This is a genomic window from Nocardia cyriacigeorgica, assembly GCF_005863245.1.
Lineage (GTDB): Bacteria > Actinomycetota > Actinomycetes > Mycobacteriales > Mycobacteriaceae > Nocardia > Nocardia cyriacigeorgica_C.
Genome location: NZ_VBUT01000012.1, coordinates 1 through 17,273, shown reverse-complemented (window position 1 = coordinate 17,273; position 17,273 = coordinate 1). Strand labels below are relative to the sequence as shown.

At 68.0% G+C, this 17,273-nt stretch carries 15 protein-coding genes; 5 read left to right on the top strand and 10 right to left on the bottom strand.

Features of this window, described 5'->3' with window-relative positions; translation table 11 throughout:
- Nucleotides 1-108 precede the first annotated feature (108 nt).
- The 3 genes from FEK34_RS25680 to glgP form a co-directional block, all read right to left on the bottom strand.
- Nucleotides 109-651, bottom strand: a complete 543-nt coding sequence (locus FEK34_RS25680; RefSeq protein ID WP_138451894.1) for a DoxX family protein — start codon at nucleotides 649-651, stop codon at nucleotides 109-111.
- A gap of 110 nt (nucleotides 652-761) precedes the next feature.
- A complete protein-coding gene (locus tag FEK34_RS25675; RefSeq protein WP_138451892.1) occupies nucleotides 762-2,123 on the bottom strand; it encodes an NCS2 family permease in 1,362 nt (453 codons plus the stop codon).
- A gap of 271 nt (nucleotides 2,124-2,394) precedes the next feature.
- Nucleotides 2,395-4,962, bottom strand: coding sequence for an alpha-glucan family phosphorylase (glgP, locus tag FEK34_RS25670; protein WP_138451890.1), 2,568 nt, complete (start codon nucleotides 4,960-4,962; stop codon nucleotides 2,395-2,397).
- Between the two features lie 100 nt (nucleotides 4,963-5,062).
- On the opposite strand from glgP, the gene FEK34_RS25665 reads away from it, so the two are divergent.
- Complete coding sequence (locus FEK34_RS25665; RefSeq protein ID WP_138451888.1) at nucleotides 5,063-7,063, top strand: alpha-1,4-glucan--maltose-1-phosphate maltosyltransferase; 2,001 nt, start codon at nucleotides 5,063-5,065, stop codon at nucleotides 7,061-7,063.
- Between the two features lie 34 nt (nucleotides 7,064-7,097).
- A complete protein-coding gene (gene glgB, locus FEK34_RS25660; protein ID WP_138452223.1) occupies nucleotides 7,098-9,236 on the top strand; it encodes a 1,4-alpha-glucan branching protein GlgB in 2,139 nt (712 codons plus the stop codon).
- Nucleotides 9,237-9,401: 165 nt separating this feature from the next.
- Here the strand turns inward: glgB and FEK34_RS25655 are convergent, their stop codons facing one another.
- The 3 genes from FEK34_RS25655 to FEK34_RS25645 form a co-directional block, all read right to left on the bottom strand.
- Nucleotides 9,402-10,247 carry a tetratricopeptide repeat protein gene (locus FEK34_RS25655; RefSeq protein ID WP_138452221.1) on the bottom strand — a complete coding sequence of 282 codons (846 nt, stop codon included), beginning with the start codon at nucleotides 10,245-10,247 and terminating at the stop codon, nucleotides 9,402-9,404.
- 61 nt (nucleotides 10,248-10,308) lie between these two features.
- Nucleotides 10,309-10,680: a DUF3817 domain-containing protein gene (locus FEK34_RS25650; RefSeq protein ID WP_138451886.1), complete on the bottom strand. Its 372-nt coding sequence runs from the start codon at nucleotides 10,678-10,680 to the stop codon at nucleotides 10,309-10,311.
- Between the two features lie 168 nt (nucleotides 10,681-10,848).
- Nucleotides 10,849-12,027 (bottom strand): acetyl-CoA C-acetyltransferase, encoded by a 1,179-nt coding sequence (locus FEK34_RS25645; protein ID WP_138451884.1) that lies wholly within the window; start codon nucleotides 12,025-12,027, stop codon nucleotides 10,849-10,851.
- Nucleotides 12,028-12,163: 136 nt separating this feature from the next.
- On the opposite strand from FEK34_RS25645, the gene mce reads away from it, so the two are divergent.
- Both mce and FEK34_RS25635 read left to right on the top strand, forming a co-directional pair.
- Nucleotides 12,164-12,637, top strand: coding sequence for a methylmalonyl-CoA epimerase (mce, locus tag FEK34_RS25640; protein ID WP_138451882.1), 474 nt, complete (start codon nucleotides 12,164-12,166; stop codon nucleotides 12,635-12,637).
- A gap of 86 nt (nucleotides 12,638-12,723) precedes the next feature.
- Nucleotides 12,724-13,731, top strand: coding sequence for a hypothetical protein (locus tag FEK34_RS25635; protein WP_138451880.1), 1,008 nt, complete (start codon nucleotides 12,724-12,726; stop codon nucleotides 13,729-13,731).
- A gap of 85 nt (nucleotides 13,732-13,816) precedes the next feature.
- On the opposite strand, the gene FEK34_RS25630 is transcribed toward FEK34_RS25635, so the two are convergent.
- Entirely contained in the window at nucleotides 13,817-14,242 is a 426-nt protein-coding gene (locus FEK34_RS25630; protein ID WP_138451878.1) for a hypothetical protein, read from the bottom strand.
- Between the two features lie 131 nt (nucleotides 14,243-14,373).
- Between FEK34_RS25630 and FEK34_RS25625 the strand changes: the two genes are divergently transcribed.
- Entirely contained in the window at nucleotides 14,374-15,162 is a 789-nt protein-coding gene (locus FEK34_RS25625; RefSeq protein WP_171048403.1) for a helix-turn-helix domain-containing protein, read from the top strand.
- Between the two features lie 14 nt (nucleotides 15,163-15,176).
- On the opposite strand, the gene FEK34_RS25620 is transcribed toward FEK34_RS25625, so the two are convergent.
- The 3 genes from FEK34_RS25620 to FEK34_RS25610 are packed head-to-tail and all read right to left on the bottom strand — an operon-like array spanning nucleotide 15,177 to nucleotide 16,785.
- Nucleotides 15,177-15,476 (bottom strand): ATP/GTP-binding protein, encoded by a 300-nt coding sequence (locus tag FEK34_RS25620; protein WP_171048402.1) that lies wholly within the window; start codon nucleotides 15,474-15,476, stop codon nucleotides 15,177-15,179.
- Between the two features lie 10 nt (nucleotides 15,477-15,486).
- Nucleotides 15,487-16,161, bottom strand: coding sequence for an endonuclease NucS (gene nucS / locus FEK34_RS25615; protein ID WP_138451874.1), 675 nt, complete (start codon nucleotides 16,159-16,161; stop codon nucleotides 15,487-15,489).
- Between the two features lie 57 nt (nucleotides 16,162-16,218).
- Nucleotides 16,219-16,785 (bottom strand): hypothetical protein, encoded by a 567-nt coding sequence (locus tag FEK34_RS25610; RefSeq protein WP_138451873.1) that lies wholly within the window; start codon nucleotides 16,783-16,785, stop codon nucleotides 16,219-16,221.
- Between the last annotated feature and the right edge of the window lie 488 nt (nucleotides 16,786-17,273).

Genomic DNA, 17,273 nt, shown 5'->3' with positions numbered 1-17,273 from the left:
GGACCGCCCGTGCGGTGACGCCTCCCGAATACCGGTGCGGCTTGCACTCCCCGAAAACACCGATGCGGCGCGGTGATCGCATCACCGCGCCGCACCGAGAATCGCTGGTTACAGCAGACCCTTGAGGATCAAAGTGAGCACACCGGTCACCACCGCGAGCGCCACCGCGCCCACGCCCCAGGCGAAACCGGCGCGGTACCACGGCCGCCCGTGATCGAGCGAGAAACGGCCCGGTCCGGTGAAGGCCACCGCCACCGCGACGGTCGCGAACAGCAGGCCCATCTCGTAGCCGGCCGCCGCGTCGAGCATCCCGCCGCCCCACATCACGTGGATGACGTTGATCATCGTGCCGAGTACGATCGCCGCGGCCAGCGGGGTGAACAGGCCGAGCAGCAACAGCAGACCGCCGGCGAATTCGCTCAGGCCGGCGAGGGTGCCGAACAGATCGCCCGGGTTGTAGCCCATGGCCTCGAAGCTCGCATTGGTGGCCGAGAGCCCGGGCCCGTCGAACCAGCCGAACAGCTTCTGCGAACCGTGCGCGGCGAGCAGGCCGCCGAAGACGACGCGCAGCACCAGCAGCCCGATGTCGGAGGAGACGTTGTCGTAGCGAGTGGTGACGTTCAGACGCTCGAGCGTCGAGTTGGTGGTCATAGGTGGTGTCCTCATCATCGTGCGGTCTGATCGAACCCGTTAGCTTCGCAAAGAAAGCGGACTGCGGTCCGATTGTTTCACGTCGGACACCAACCACGCGACCGGAGAACCTATTCCGCGAGGAAGAAGAAATACCCGAGGAAGATCACCATCAGCACCCACATCGCCGGATGGACCTCTTTGATCTTGCCCTTCGCGACCATCACCACCGGGTAGAACAGCATGCCCATGGCCAGGCCGTTGGCGATCGAATAGGTCAGCGGCATCATGATGATGGTGATGAACGCGGGCACCGCGAACTCGAGCCGCTGCCAATCGATCTCACCGAGCGAACGCGCCATCAGCACACCGACGACGATCAACGCTGCCGACGACACCGCCCCGGACTTCGCGACCACCTCGAACACCGGGAAGCAGAACATCGCCACCGCGAACCAGCCGGCCGTCGCCACCGCCGTCAACCCCGTGCGACCACCCGCCGACACACCAGCGGTCGACTCGACATAGGCCGTGGTGGTGGAGGTGCCGATGATCGCGCCCGCGGTGGTGCCCACCGAATCGGCGGCCAGCGCACTGGCCGCGCGCGGCAGCTTGCCGTCCTTGTCGAGCAGCCCGGCCTGGTTCGCGACGCCGATCAGGGTGCCGGAGGCGTCGAAGAAATCGACGAACAGCATGGTCAGCACCACGACGATCATCTGTCCGGTGAACGCGTCGGGCAGATGGATGATGGCCTGTCCGAAGGTCTCGTCCAGCCCGCGCGGCAGCGCCGCGATGCCGTCCGGCAGATCCACCAGGCCGCTGATCATGCCGACGATGGTGGTCAGCACGATGCCGTAGAGCACGGCGCCGTGCCAGCCGAGCACGACGAACACCACCGTCACCACCAGCCCGAACAGCGCGAGCAGGGTGGTGCCCTTCGTGAAATCTCCGAGCGCGACGAAGGTGGCCTCGTTGGCGACCACGATGCCGGCGTTCTTCAGCCCGAGGAACGCCACGAACATGCCGATGCCCGCCCCGACCGCGAGCTTCATCTGCATGGGAATGGCGTTGAGGATGCGTTCACGCACCTTGGTGACCGCGAGGATGAAGAAGATGACACCCGACAGGAACGTCCCCGACAACGCCACCTGCCACGGAATCCCCATCCCGAGCACCACCGAATAGGCGAAGAACGCGTTGAGCCCCATCCCCGGCGCCAGCGCGACCGGATACTTGGCCCACAACCCCATCACCAGCGTGCCGAATACCGCCGCGACCGCCGTCGCGGTGAAGACCGCCTGGGTGGGAATGCCCAGCTCACCGAGGACACCGTGGTCGCCGAGCACCGACGGGTTCACCGCGAGCACATACGACATGGCCAGGAACGTGACAGTGCCCGCCATCAGCTCCCGTTTGACGGTCGAGCCGTTCGAGCTGACACCGAAATAGTTATCGATATGACCCCGGGTTCGGGTCAGCACGTCGATGGCCATGGGGGTACTCCAGTCGGGAACGAATGAGCGGGGTGCTCGAGACGTTATCCGATCCGGCGCCAACAAGCCTGGTCAGCCACCTGAATGAGTGATATGCGTGACGCTCGGGAGTCCCTGTGCTCGGCGCACCGACCGGCCGGAGCTACCCCGCCCAGGTTAAGGGAGCCCCTCGACACCCGCTGCCCGAGCGATGCGGCGACCGCTCGGCGCCGAGCCCGAGATCCCGGCGAAAACCCCTGTGCCGACAACCCGACTCACCCACCGGAGCGCGTCACGCACTGGGCGCGGCGACCAACCCGAGTTCGGCATCGGAGGCCAGCAGTTCGCTGTGCGGCAGCACCCGCACCGTGTACCCCACCGCGCCCGACAGCGACACCGGCGTCTCGATCTCGAACAGCTCGAGGCCCGAATCGGATCCGGTGTGTTTCATCGGCATGGCCGTCACGTCGGACAGGTCGTCGGCCGGCGATACCCGCCCGAGCACCGCCTGCACCGTGACGTCCTCCGGAGCCAGCCCGCCGAGGTCGATCCGCGCGGTCAACGACAGCGGCGCCCCGATGATCGGCGTGTCCGGCAGGCCGGCACTGTCGACCTGCACCACCCGCACCGACGGCCACGCCGACTCCACCCGGCGCCGGTATTCGGCCACGGCGCGGGCGCCGGCGAAATCATCGGCGACCGCGCGGCGGCAGGCGGCCGCGGCGGGCACGTAGTAGTCCAGCGCGTAATCGCGCACCATCCGCGAGGCCAGCACCTTCGGCCCGAGCGTCTGGAGGGTGTGGCGCACCATCTCCACCCAACGCACCGGCATCCCGTTCGCATCGCGGTCGTAGAAGCGCGGCGCCACCGAACGCTCGAACAGCTCGTAAAGGGCGGCGGCCTCCAGATCGTCGCGGCGGTGTTCGTCGCGGATACCGTCGGCGGTGGGGATGGCCCAGCCGTTCTCGCCGTCGTACATCTCGTCCCACCAGCCGTCGCGGATGGACAGGTTGAGCCCGCCGTTGAGCGCCGACTTCATGCCGGAGGTGCCGCAGGCCTCGAGCGGGCGCAGCGGGTTGTTCAACCACACATCGCAACCCCAGTACAGGTAGCGGGCCATGGACATGTCGTAATCGGGCAGGAAGACGATGCGGTGGCGCACCTCGGGGTCGTCGGCGAAACGCACCACCTGCTGGATGAGCGCCTTGCCGCCGTCGTCGGCGGGATGGCTTTTACCGGCCACCACCAGCTGTACCGGGCGGTCGGGGTCGAGCAGCAGCGACCGCAGGCGTTCGGGGTCGCGGAGCATCAGCGTCAGCCGTTTGTAGGTCGGTACCCGGCGGGCGAAGCCGACCGTCAGCACCTCAGGGTCGAAAACGCCGTCGATCCAGCCCAATTCGGCCTCGGCGGCCCCGCGCTGCAACCACGACACCCGCAGCCTGCGACGCACCTCGTCGACCAGGGTGGCGCGCAGCGTGTTACGCGTCGACCACAGTTCGGCGGCGTCGATATCGCGGAGCTTCTCCCAGCCGCGCGCCTCCTCCACGAGGTCGGCGCCGATCCGCTCCCGTGCCTTATCGATCCACTCGCGCGCCGCCCAGGTGGGGGCGTGCACGCCGTTGGTGATCGAGCCGATCGGCACCTCCGCGGCATCGAATCCGGGCCACAGCGAGGCGAACATCTCCCGGCTGACCTCGCCGTGCAGCTTCGACACCCCGTTCGCGCGCTGCGCCAGCCGCAGCCCCATATGCGCCATGTTGAACACCGACGGATCCGACTCGCGCCCCAACCCGACGATGCGATCCACCGACAACCCGGGCAGCAGCGACGATTCGGCTTCCCCGTGCGGGCCGCCGAAATACCTGCGCACCATCGGCATCGGAAACCGGTCGATACCCGCGGGCACCGGCGTATGCGTGGTGAACACGGTCCCGGCCCGCACCGCGGCCAGCGCGGCATCGAAATCGAGTCCGGCCGCGACGTATTCGCGGATCCGTTCGAGTCCGAGGAAACCGGCGTGGCCCTCGTTCATATGGAACACGTCCGGATCCGGCAGCCCCTCGGCGTGGGTGAAGGCGCGCACCGCGCGCACCCCGCCGATACCGGCCAGGATCTCCTGTTTGATCCGGTGGTCCTGATCGCCGCCGTAGAGCCGGTCGGTGACGGCGCGCAGTTCCGGATCGTTATCGGCGATATCGGAATCCAACAGCAGCAGCGGCACCCGCCCGACCTGCGCGATCCACACCCTGGCACGCAGCACCCGGCGATCGGGCATGCCCACATGGATCAGCACCGGCGAGCCGTCGGCGGTCAGCAGCCGCAGCGGCAAACCCTGCGGATCCAGCGCCGGATAGTGCTCGGCCTGCCAGCCGTCGGCGGTCAGCGACTGCCGGAAGTACCCCGAGCGGTACAGCAGACCGACGCCGATGAGTGGCAGTCCCAGATCAGAGGCCGCCTTGAGATGATCGCCCGCCAGGATGCCGAGCCCGCCGGAGTAGTTCGGCAGCACCTCGGTGACGCCGAACTCCATCGAGAAATAGGCCACCCCGGCCACCTCGGTGCCGCGCCGCTGGAACCAGCCCGGAGTCTCCAGATACTCGCGCAGATCCGCGGCGGCGGCGTCCACCCGGGCGGTGTAGCCGGGGTCGGCGGCCAGCTCGTCGAGCCGTTCGGGCGGCACCTCGCCGAGCATCCGCACCGGATCATGGCCCACTTCGAGCCACAGTGCCGGGTCGAGTTCGGCGAACAGATCCTGCGTCGGGCCATGCCAGGACCAGCGCAGATTCGTCGACAATTCGCCCAGCGCCGACAGGCGCTCGGGCAGATGGGCGCGGACTGTGAACCGACGCAGTGCCTTCACCAGCCGAACCCTACCCAACAATGTCAGCCCGGGTAGACCAGCACGATCCGCACGGACGCTCATCACAAGGATCGCGGCGAGGCCCGGTACGGTTGGGAACGTGACCGGCCGCATCGCTATCGATGACACTGCCCCGTTCATCCCCGGAGGCCGGCCCGCCAAGGCCGTCGTCGGCGAGGTGTTCCCGGTGCGCGCCGTGGTGTGGAGCGAAGGCCACGCGGCCGTCGCCGCCACCCTCGCGGTGCGCGGTCCGAGCTCCTCGCGCACTACCCGCATCCGGATGACACCGGACTACGAACCCGACGTCTTCAACGCCACCTTCACCCCGAACGCCCCTGGCACCTGGACCTTCCGCATCGAGGGCTGGCGCGATCCGATCGCCACCTGGCGGGCCGCGGTGGAGGCGAAACTGGCCGTCGGCCAGAGCGCCGCCGACCTGGCCAACGATCTGGAACTGGGCGCCCGGTTGTTCGACCGCGCCGCCCAAGCGGTGCCGAAGAAACAGTTCGAGCGATTGCGCGCGGTCGCGGCGGCGCTGCGCAGCGATGAGCAGCTACCGGCCCGGGTGGCGCCGGCGTTCACCGAGGAGGTCGCCGAGATCCTGCGCGTGACGCCGTTGCGGGACCTGGTGACCCGCGGCCCCCAGCACACCGTGCTGATCGAGCGACAGCGCGCGCTCTACGGCGCCTGGTACGAATTCTTCCCGCGCTCCACCGGCGGCCGCGACGCCGACGGCAAACCCGTCCACGGCACCTTCGCCACCGCCGCGAAAGACCTGCCGCGCATCGCGGGCATGGGCTTCGATGTGGTCTACCTGCCGCCCATCCACCCCATCGGCACGGTGAACCGCAAGGGCCGCAACAATTCGCTCACCGCCGAACCCGGCGACGTCGGCTCACCGTGGGCCATCGGCTCGGCCGAGGGCGGCCACGACGCCATCCACCCGGAACTGGGCACCGAAGACGACTTCGCCGATTTCGTCGCCGCCGCCGAACGGCTCGGCCTCGAAGTGGCCCTCGACCTGGCCCTGCAATGCGCCCCCGACCACCCGTGGGTGCGCGAACACCCCGAATGGTTCACCACCCTGCCCGACGGCACCATCGCCTACGCGGAGAATCCGCCGAAGAAATACCAGGACATCTACCCCGTCGACTTCGACAACGACCCCGACGGCCTCTACGCCGAGGTGCTGCGCGTGGTCCGGCATTGGATCAGATTGGGCGTCAAGATCTTCCGCGTCGACAACCCGCACACCAAACCAGCCGACTTCTGGGAATGGCTGATCAGCACGGTGCGGCGCACCGATCCCGACGTGGTGTTCCTGTCCGAGGCGTTCACCCGTCCGGCGCGGCTGTACGGGCTGGCGCGCCGCGGATTCAGCCAGTCCTACACCTATTTCACCTGGCGCGTGCACAAATGGGAGCTCACCGAATTCGGCCGTGAACTCGCCGCCAAGGCCGACGAAGCCCGCCCCAACCTCTTCGTCAACACCCCCGACATCCTGCACGAGAGCCTGCAACACGGCGGCCCAGGCATGTTCGCCATCCGCGCCGCGCTCGCCGCAACCCTCGCCCCCACCTGGGGTGTGTACTCCGGTTTCGAACTCTTCGAGCACCAGGCCGTGCGCCCAGGCAGCGAGGAATACCTCGACTCCGAGAAGTACGAGCTGCGCCCGCGCCCATTCGCCGAGGCGCTGGCCCGCGGTGAATCGCTGGAACCCTGGCTGACCAGGCTCAACGAGATCCGACGCGCCCATCCGGCACTGCGTCAACTGCGCTGCCTGCACTTCCACCACATCGACAACGACGCCATGCTGGCCTACTCGAAATTCGATCCGGCCACCGGCGACGCCGTCCTCGTGGTGGTGAACCTCAACCCGTACGCCGCCGAACAGGGCATGCTCTCGCTCGACCTGCCCGCCATCGGCCGCGAATGGCACGACCATCCGGTCGTCTACGACGAGGTCAGCGGCGAGGAATACCACTGGGCGCAGACCAACTACGTGCGCCTCGACCCCACCAAGGCCGTCGCGCACATCCTCGCGCTGCCGCCGATCCCCCAGGCCAAGCGCACCGAACTGGCCTTCCGTAGGAGCTTCTGATGAGCGGGGCCCGGCGGTGAAGCGCCGCGACCTGATGCTGCTCGCGGCGGGCACCCACCCCGACCCGCACACCGTCCTCGGTGCGCACCCGCACCCGGACGGCACCGTGGTCCGGGTGCTGCGCCCGCACGCTGACACGGTGAGCGCCCGCGTCGGCGGCGAGGAGCACCGGCTCGATTCGCTCGGGCACGGTGTCTTCGCCGGTGTGCTGCCGTATCCGGAGCTGCTGGACTACCGCATCGTCACCACCTATCCGGGCGGCCAGACCGTCGTCGGGGCCGACGGCTACCGGTTCCTGCCCACCCTCGGCGAACTCGACCTGCACCTGATCGGCGAAGGCAACCATCAGCGGCTGTGGGAGGTGCTCGGCGCGCACCCGCGCCGCTACACCACCCTCGACGGCGAGGTCCACGGCACTTCGTTCGCGGTCTGGGCGCCGAATGCGCGCGGCGTCAGCGTGATGGGCGATTTCGACGGCTGGAGCGGGGCGGGCACACCCATGCGGTCGCTTGGCAGCTCAGGGGTCTGGGAGCTGTTCGTGCCCGGCGTCGGACCCGGCACCCGCTACAAGTACCGGGTGCACGGCGCGGACGGACGCGTCGTCGACCATGCCGACCCGTTCGCCTTCGCCACCGAGGTCCCACCCGCGACCGCGTCGGTGATCACCGAATCGCGGCATGTCTGGACCGACGACGCCTGGCTGGCCGCCCGCGCCGTCACCGAACCGGCCCGCGCACCGCTGAGCGTCTACGAAGTGCATCTCGGGTCCTGGCGGCCCGGCCGCACCTACCGCGAACTCGCCGTGCAGCTGGCCGACTACGTGCGCGAGGCCGGCTTCACCCACATCGAGCTGCTGCCCGTGGCCGAGCATCCGTTCGGCGGCTCCTGGGGCTACCAGGTCACCTCGTACTACGCGCCGACCTCCCGCTTCGGCAGCCCCGACGACTTCCGCGCCTTCGTCGACCACCTGCACGGTCAGGGCATCGGCGTGCTGCTCGACTGGGTGCCCGCGCACTTCCCGCGCGACGAATGGGCGCTGGCCCGCTTCGACGGCACCCCGCTCTACGAGCACCCCGATCCGCGCCGCGGCGAGCAACCCGACTGGGGCACCTACGTCTTCGACTTCGGCCGCAACGAGGTCCGCAATTTCCTCATCGCCAACGCCCGCTACTGGATCGAGGAATTCCACATCGACGGCCTGCGGGTCGACGCCGTCGCGTCGATGCTCTACCTCGACTACTCCCGCCGCGACGGCGAATGGGAACCCAATGTGCACGGCGGCCGGGAAAACCTCGACGCCGTCGACTTCCTCACCGAACTCAACGACCGCATCCACAGTGCCCATCCGGGCGTGCTCACCATCGCCGAAGAATCCACCACCTGGCCCGGCGTCACCCGCGCCACCGAGGTCGGCGGGCTCGGATTCTCCATGAAATGGAACATGGGCTGGATGCACGACACCCTCGGCTACCTGGGCCGCGACCCGATCCACCGGTCCTGGCACCACAACGAGATCACCTTCTCACTGATGTACGCCTGGAGCGAGAACTATGTGCTGCCCATCAGCCACGACGAAGTGGTGCACGGCAAGGGCACTCTGTGGACGCGGATGCCCGGCGACGACTACGCCAAGGCCAGCGGTGTGCGCGCCCTGCTCGCCTACATGTGGGCCCACCCCGGCAAACAACTGCTGTTCATGGGCCAGGAATTCGGCCAGTTCCGGGAATGGTCGCACGATCGCGGCCTGGACTGGCACGAGCTGGATAATCCGCTGCACCGGGGCGTGCAGCGCGTCGTCCGCGACCTCAACGCCGTCTACCGGGCCCGGCCGGCGCTGTGGACCCAGGACACCACCCCCGGCGGGCACTCCTGGATCGAGGCCGACGACCGCGAACACAATGTGCTGGCGTTCCTGCGCTACGGCACCGACAGCTCCGTCATCGCCTGTGTCTACAACTTCTCCGGCTCGGCCTACGACAAATACCGCATCGGCCTGCCCACCGCGGGACGCTGGACCGAGATCCTCAACACCGACGCCGTCGAATACGGCGGGTCCGGGATGGGGAATCTCGGCGCGGTCGTGGCCGAGGAGCAGCCCTGGCACGGCCGACCGGCGTCCGCCGTTCTCGCGCTTGCCCCGTCCAGCGCGGTGTGGCTGGCAGCCGACTCGTAACCACCCCGCCGCCGAGTTCGCGGCGGCATGTCGCCGGCTCCGGTTCCGGTTCAGAAAAAGAGCTAACGCCCGCACTCACCAGGAGTGCGGGCACCAGGAGTGCGGGCGTTCGAGTATCCGATGCCGATGCACGATCGGCCGAGGCGGTCGGCGAACCGTTCGCGCTCAGTACAGCGCGGCCGCCAGCTTGCGCCTGGCCGCCACCACGAACGGCTCCGCCTGATCGAACAGCTCGAACAGCTCCAGCAGCCGGGTGCGGACCTTGGTGCGGTCATCACCCGCGGTCCGCTTGACGACCCCGATCAGCCGATCGAACGCCGCTTCCGGACGCTGGTGGAACAGTTCGATATCGGCGGCGTCGAGCTGGGCGTCGACATTGCCCGGGTCGGCGTCGGCGGTGGCGATCGCCGAATCCGGCAGCTGCTGGGCGCGGGCCAGGAAACGGACCTGCCGGACCGCGGCCTTGGCCTCGGCATTGTTCGGCTCGGCTTCCAGAATCGACTCGTACGCCGATTCCGCACCGGCCAGATCGCCCTGCTCCAGCAGCGCTTCGGCGGTGGCGAACCGCGGGTCCTCGGCCTGCTGGGGCTGCCCGGCCGGGCCGCCTTCCAGCTTGCCCGCGACCGCGTCCACCACGGCGGCCAGCCATTGGCGCACCTGCGGCTCCGGCTGCACGCCTTGGAAGTCGGCCAACGGCTGACCGCCGGCGACCGCGATCACCGTCGGAATGCCCTGCACCCCGAACGCCTGCGCGATCCGCATATTGCTTTCGGCCTCGACGGTCGCCAGGTCCCAGCTGCCGTCGCCTTCACCGGCCAGCCGCTCCAGCAGCTGCACCAGTTCGACGCTGCCGGGGCTGCGCTGCGAATACAGCGCCACCACCACCGGCACCTGGGTCGAACGCCGAAGCACCTTGGTTTCGAAGTCGGCCTCGGTCACCGTGTATCCGCCTTCGGGGCCCGCACCCGCGGGCGGCTGCTTCAGGGCGGACAGATCCACCGCACCGGACATGGCGGCGGCGACGGCTGGCGAAGGACGACGAGCGGATGGTCGAGTCACGCCGTCCAGTTTGTCACGAAGAGACGCGTGCGGTGGCCGGGGCTTCGCTCACGGCGCTCGGCTGCTCCAGCTTGCCGGTGCGCACCGCCCAGATCTCGAAGATCACCGTGCAGAACGGCGGAATGCTGGAGGCCAGCGCGAGCACGGTGGTCTTCCAGTTCCAATTCAACTCACGCGAGGCCAGCAGGGCGCTCAGCACGAACAGGATGAAGATGCCGCCATGGACGGGGCCGAAGATCTTCACCCCGATCTCGTTGCCCGGATCGGGGATGTACTTGAACGCCATGCCGATCAGCAGGCCGGCCCACGACACCGCCTCGAGGATGGCGAAGAACCGGAACCTGCCCGTGACGGTACGCAGATCGTAAGAACCCATGGCCCCCATTGTGCCGCATGCACTACGACGAGTCGTAGTTGAACCGGTCACACCGGGCAGAACGGACATCGGCCCCGAATACTGCGTACAGACGCAATGGCGGCAGCGGATCCGCGTTCGGCACCGGCGGAAACGAACGGCGCCGGCGCACCCCTCGGCACGCCGGCGCCTGCGTGACTACACCTTGATGATCAGCGCATCACCCTGGCCGCCACCACCGCACAGCGCGGCGGCACCCACGCCACCACCGCGGCGCTTCAACTCCAGGGCCAGGTGCAGCACGATGCGCGCACCGGACATGCCCAGCGGGTGACCGATGGCGATCGCGCCACCGTTGACGTTCACCTTCTCCGGATCGATGCCCAGCTTGCGGGTCGACGCGATGCCGACCGCGGCGAACGCCTCGTTGATCTCCACCAGGTCCAGCTCCGACGGCTCGATACCGGCCTTCGCGCACGCCTTGGCGATGGCGTTGGCGGGCTGATCCTGCAACGTCGAATCCGGACCGGCCACCACACCGGCGGCGCCGATCTCGGCGATCCAGCTCAGCCCCAGCTCCTCGGCCTTGGCCTTGCTCATCACCACGACCGCGGCGGCGCCGTCGGAGATCTGCGAGGCCGAACCGGCGGTGATGGTGCCGTCCTTGCGGAACGCCGGGCGCAGCTTGGCCAGCGATTCGGCGGTGGTGTCGGCGCGGATGCCCTCGTCCTCGGTGATCATGATCGGATCACCCTTGCGCTGCGGCACCGCCACCGGGACGACCTCGTCGTCGAACACGCCGTTCTTCCACGCCGCCGCCGCACGCTGATGCGAAGCGGCCGCGAACGCGTCCTGCTCCTCGCGGCTGATCGGCTCGGCGTCGTTGCGGGTCTCGGTGAGCGCACCCATCGCCTGATCGGTGAAGATGTCGTAGAGCCCGTCGTAGGCCATGTGGTCGCGCAGGTTCACATCGCCGTACTTGAAGCCCTCGCGGCTCTTCTCCAGCAGATGCGGGGCCTGGCTCATCGACTCCTGGCCGCCGGCGACGACGATCTCGTACTCGCCGGCCCGGATCAGCTGATCGGCCAGCGCGATCGCGTTGATGCCGGACAGGCACACCTTGTTCAGCGTCAGCGCGGGCACGTCCATCGGGATACCGCCGGCGACGGCCGCCTGCCGGGCCGGAATCTGGCCCGCGCCCGCGGTGAGCACCTGGCCCATGATCACGTAATCGACCTGGTCGCCGCGCACACCGGCCTTCTCCAGCGCCGCCTTGATCGCGAAACCGCCGAGATCCGACCCGCTGAAATCCTTCAACCCGCCCAGCAGGCGGCCGACCGGGGTACGCGCACCGGACACGATCACGGAGTTGGTCACGACGAGCCTCGCCTTCTGCAGTTCACAGCATCGGTGGATCAGCGCTGCCCGCGCCGTGGCGCGACGACAGCCTCGTACTCAACGGTAGCGGGTCCGGCCGCACCAGCCCCGCGCAGGTACGCGCTACGTTCGAAGCGTGAGCACTACAACCGACTCGAACGAATTCATCCCCGCGGACTACGTGATCGCCGTCGACCACGTCGGTATCGCGGTGCCCGACCTCGACGCCGCCGTCGCCTGGTACACCACCAATCTCGGCATGGTGGAAACCCACCGCGAGGTCAACGAGGCGCAGGGCGTGCAAGAGGCCATGCTGTCGTGCCCGGCGGCCGCCGACGAGGCGACTGCCTTGCAGTTGCTGGCCCCGCTGGACGAGACCTCCACCATCGCCAAGTTCATCGACCGCAGCGGCCCCGGCCTGCAGCAGCTGGCCTACCGAGTCACCGACATCGAGGCCGTTTCGGCACATCTGCGCAGCCGCGGCCTGCGTTTGCTCTACGACGCGCCGCGCGCCGGAACCGCCGGATCCAGCATCAATTTCATCCATCCGAAGGATGCTGGTGGTGTGCTGGTGGAGTTGGTCGAGCCGAACCCGAATGTTACGCACTAGTACCAAGATCGGGCGGGAAGATCTCGTTGCGATGACATTCGCAGTCGACTCACCATGCACCCCGATCAGGCTGTAGTTTGTTGGCCATGTCGTCACCTGAGTCCGATCGCAATCGCTTCGTTGCACTGCCCTTCACCGTTGTGCGCAAGGGTTATGCGCAAGACGAGGTGCGTAACTATTTCGACCGCTTCGATGCCGAACTGAGGGTCACCGCCACCGATCGTGATGCGGCCGCCGCGCAGGCTCGTAACCTTGCGAGCCAGCTCGAGGACGCGCGCGACGAGATCGATGAGCTCCGCAAGGAGGTCGACCGGCTGTCCGTGCCGCCGACCACCGCGGAAGGCATGAGCGACCGTATTTCTCGCATGCTGCGACTGGCCTCCGACGAGGCGTCCGAGGTCCGCGCCCTGGCGCAGGCCGAGGCCGCGGAAATGGTGTCGATCGCCGAGCAGCAGGCCACCGAGATGCGTGGCAAGTACGAGTCGCTGCTCGCCGAGACCAAGGAAAAGCGCGAAGCGCTCGAAATCGAGTTCGAGCAGACACTGGCGAACGCGCGCACCGAAGCAGCCAAGATCATCGAAGCCGCCCAGGCCGAAGCCGACCGCATCGGCAAGGAGGCCGAAGCCAAGCGCAAGGCCGCCCAGCAGGACTTCGAGGTCACCATGGCCGAGCGTCGCACCAAGCTCACTCGTGCCATGGAGGAGCTGGAGGCCACCAGCCGCGCCGAGGCCGCGCAGCGGATCAAGGACGCCACCGACGAGGCCAACCGCCTCATCACCTCCGCCACCCAGACCAGCGAGCGCAAGATCGCGCACGCCAAGGAACTGGCCGAAGAGATGCGCGTGCTGCGCGGGCGCGTCCTGGCCCAGCTGCTCGGCATCCGCGGCCAGCTGGATTCGGTGCCGGCGATGCTGGCCGCGGTCAACCGGGAGAGCGAACTGCTCGACGGTGTGCCCGACCAGCAGCGCAAGTCGATCTCCGGCAACAACACCAAGTCCGTCACGGGTTCGCGCACCAAGGCCATCCCCGAGGTCACGCCCGAAGACGACGACGTGGTCGACGAAGAGCGTGAGAACGCCGAGATCAGCAACTAACTGATTTCGGGCCTGCGCGGCGACAGAACACCATCAGCACCGAAGGCCGCTCCCACGGGGGCGGCCTTCCTCGTGTGCGCAGATCTTACCGTGACCCCTCGATGAACTGGTGATCGGACACGATCCGGCCGTCGGCATCGAGGGCGAGCAGGTCGAAACCGCCGCCCTGCGGCGTACCGTCGTCACGGCGGTTCATCGTCCAGGCGACGCCGACGGTGTTCGCGGGCAGTTCGACCGCGGGTCCGGCCGCGGCGAAGACGTATTCGCCACTGGCGAGGAACATCTCATAGGCCCGGGTGACGCGACGGTCGAGCGCGTCGTGGCCGTGCACGCCGAGCGGCGGTGCCGGAATGGCGAGATCGGCGGCCGCCTTGCGGGCTTCGGCGGGCGGATCGACCAGCACCTGCATGCCGTCGACGGTGAACAATTCCTCGATCCGGGCTCGGCGGGCGACGGGCTCGGCTTCGTTCCAGAGGGCCACATACCGGGTGGCGATGTCGTTGTTGCTCATGGCGGCAACTCTGCCGAGACGAACGACGACCCGCGATTCCCCGCAGGGAATGACGCCACCCGCATTCACGCACCTCGGTTCATACCCTCGTGGGAATGGCGCGCGGTGCCGGCGCGAGGTTGACTCGCATCATGACGACCGCGCAGACCACCGCCTTCGGCCCCCAACTGCGGCATTGGCGCACGCTGCGCCGGGTGAGCCAGCTCGATCTGGCGATTCGCGCCGAGACGAGTCAGCGCTACGTGAGCTTCCTCGAACAGGGCCGGTCCCAGCCGGGCCGCACCATGGTCGTCCGCCTGGCCGAATCGCTCGAGCTAACCCTGCGCGATCGCAACAACCTGCTGCTGTCCGCCGGTTTCGCGCCGGTGTTCCCGGAAAGCGATCTGGCAGCACCGGAGTTGGCGCCGATCCGCGAGGCGCTCGCTGCGGTCCTCGATGGACATCTGCCCTATCCGGCGTTGGTCGCGCGCCCACGCGGCGAACTGGTGACAGCCAATGCCGCGTTCGACCTGTTCACCGAGGGCGTCGCCGACCACCTACTGCACGCGCCGATCAACGTCCTGCGCCTGGCCCTGCACCCGGCCGGGGTCGCGCCCCGCGTGGTCAACCTGCCGGAATGGGGCAGGCATATCGTCGAATCCTTGGGCACCCGCGCAGCCCTCACCCCCGATCCCGCCCTCGACGCCCTGATCACGGAACTATCGGGCTATCTACCCGCCGCGGCTCCCGGCCCCGACCATCTCGGCTTCGCCGTCCCCCTGCACCTGCGCACCGGCGACGGTGACCTGCGCCTGATCACAACGCTCACCTCGTTCGCCACCGCCACCGACGTCACGATCGCAGAACTCCATCTCGAGGCCTTCCTACCCGCCGACGAGCAGACCGCGCGCATCCTGCGCTTGCGTGCGTCCCGCCGCTGAGCGGCTCGACAGTGTCAGGACCAGCGTCGCGTGATGCTCCGCGTGCGTCGTCCGTTCCAGCAGCCGCGATGCCAGTGCCTGCGGTCGTCCTCGCCGCCGTAGGCCGGCCAGGCGACGATATGCGCGACGCCGGGCATGATCTCGTGGTCGCAGCCGGGACACCGGTAGGTCTTCACCGCCCGGGTGCCGGGGATCGTGCGCACCACATACATCTCGTCGCCGGGGCCGGGTTCGGTCCGCCCGAACACATCGCCGAGCGGGCGCCCGGACGGGGCATCCGTCCGGCGCGCTGAGCGCGGTTTACGGCGGGGCATGGTTCCAAGCTTAGAAGAGCCGGAACTCGTTGCTCTCCGTGCCGCGCAGGGCGTCGTAATCCAGCGTCAGGCACCGGATTCCACGGTCCTCGGCGAGCGTGCGCGCCTGCGGCTTGATCTGCTGGGCCGCGAACACTCCGGCCACCGGCGCCAGCAGTGGGTCCCGGTTGAGCAGTTCGAGGTAGCGGGTGAGCTGTTCGACGCCGTCGATCTCACCGCGCCGCTTGATCTCCACCGCGACAGTCGCACCGTCGGCGTCACGGCACAGCAGATCCACCGGGCCGATCGCCGTCATGTACTCGCGCCGGATCAGCGTGTACCCGGGACCGAGGGTCTGCACATGCTCGGCCAGCAGCTCCTGAAGGTGGGCCTCCACACCGTCTTTCACCAGCCCCGGATCCATCCCGAGCTCATGCTTGGAATCGTGCTCGATCTCCTCGATGGTGATCCGCAATTCCTCGCCGGCCTTGTTGGTGACCACCCACAGCGCCCCCGCACCGTCGGCGTCGCGCTCCTCCATCCAACAGGGCGGGCTCATCCAGTTCAGCGGTTTGTAGGACCCACCGTCGGAATGCACCAGCACCGCCCCGTCCGCCTTCATCAGCAACAGCCGCTTGGCCATCGGCAGATGAGCGGTGAGCCGACCGACGTAGTCGACCTGACAGCGAGCAATCACGAGGCGCACCGGGACGAGTGTAGGGGGCAGGCCCGGTCGCGATCGAACGGGCTCAGGTGGCAGGTGTCAGTTCGGCAGGTCGAAACAGTAAGTGGCGTTCTCTTCCTTGTTCACGAAGTGGAACTTGCCGAGGATGATCATGTCCATTTTGCGGCCGACGTCCTCGGTCGGCGTGTCACATACCTCGGTGTCCTGGACGCCACGGACCACCCGGTCGAACCTGGCGGATCCGTCGGTGCACGCGGGATCGTAGGTGTAGTCGCGGATCGAAGCCTGGTAGCAGTGCCCGACAATCACATTGGGCGCTGCACAAGAGTGCGCAGTGACGATGTCCCCGTGATGCGTTCCGGTCGTGATGATCAAGCTCTGGATGTCGGTGCACTCGACCTCTCGGTCAGTGTCGGTCACGATCTCCGAAGCCACGATCTTCTTCGTCGCAGCCGGATTGGCGCAATCCAACGCAGGAATCGACTCGTGCATGACATCGCCGCCGTGATGGTCGATGCAGGTGCCGACGGCCGGGTATGCCAGCGGTCCGGAATCGTTCTCGCTGCTCTTCACCGATACGAGCACACGCAACCCGATAAGCGCGCCACCCAACACGACGACCACACCGATAGCCGAGATGATCAACCACTTCGGCGTGCGGCTCGGAGCCGACCTCGGCGCGTATCCGGGCGCCATCCCATAGCCAGGAGGCGGCACCGGGTGGCTCGGCGGCGGAGCCGAATACCCATAGGGCACAGCCGCATACGGCGCCGCAGGAGGAGCGCCGGGATACCCGGCACCCGGACCCGCGGGCGGAACGCCATACGGCGGCGACGGGTGCCCATAACCAGGTGCGGCTGGAGGATAGCTCGCGCCTGGTACCGGGTTCACGACAACCGTGGGACCAGGATCGCTCCCCACCTGATGCGGATGCACCGCGCCAGCGTCGGGCGAATCCGCCGCAGGCGGCTCCTTCGACAATCCGATCGGCTTCCCATTCCCACTGCCGTCATACGGGTTCGTCACGAATCCCCCTCGCGTCCAAGCCGACTCGAATTCGCCGGCCCCGCCACCCTATCGATAAACCTGCGTAAACGACGAAAGCCCCCGACCGTGGTCGGGGGCTTTCGTGA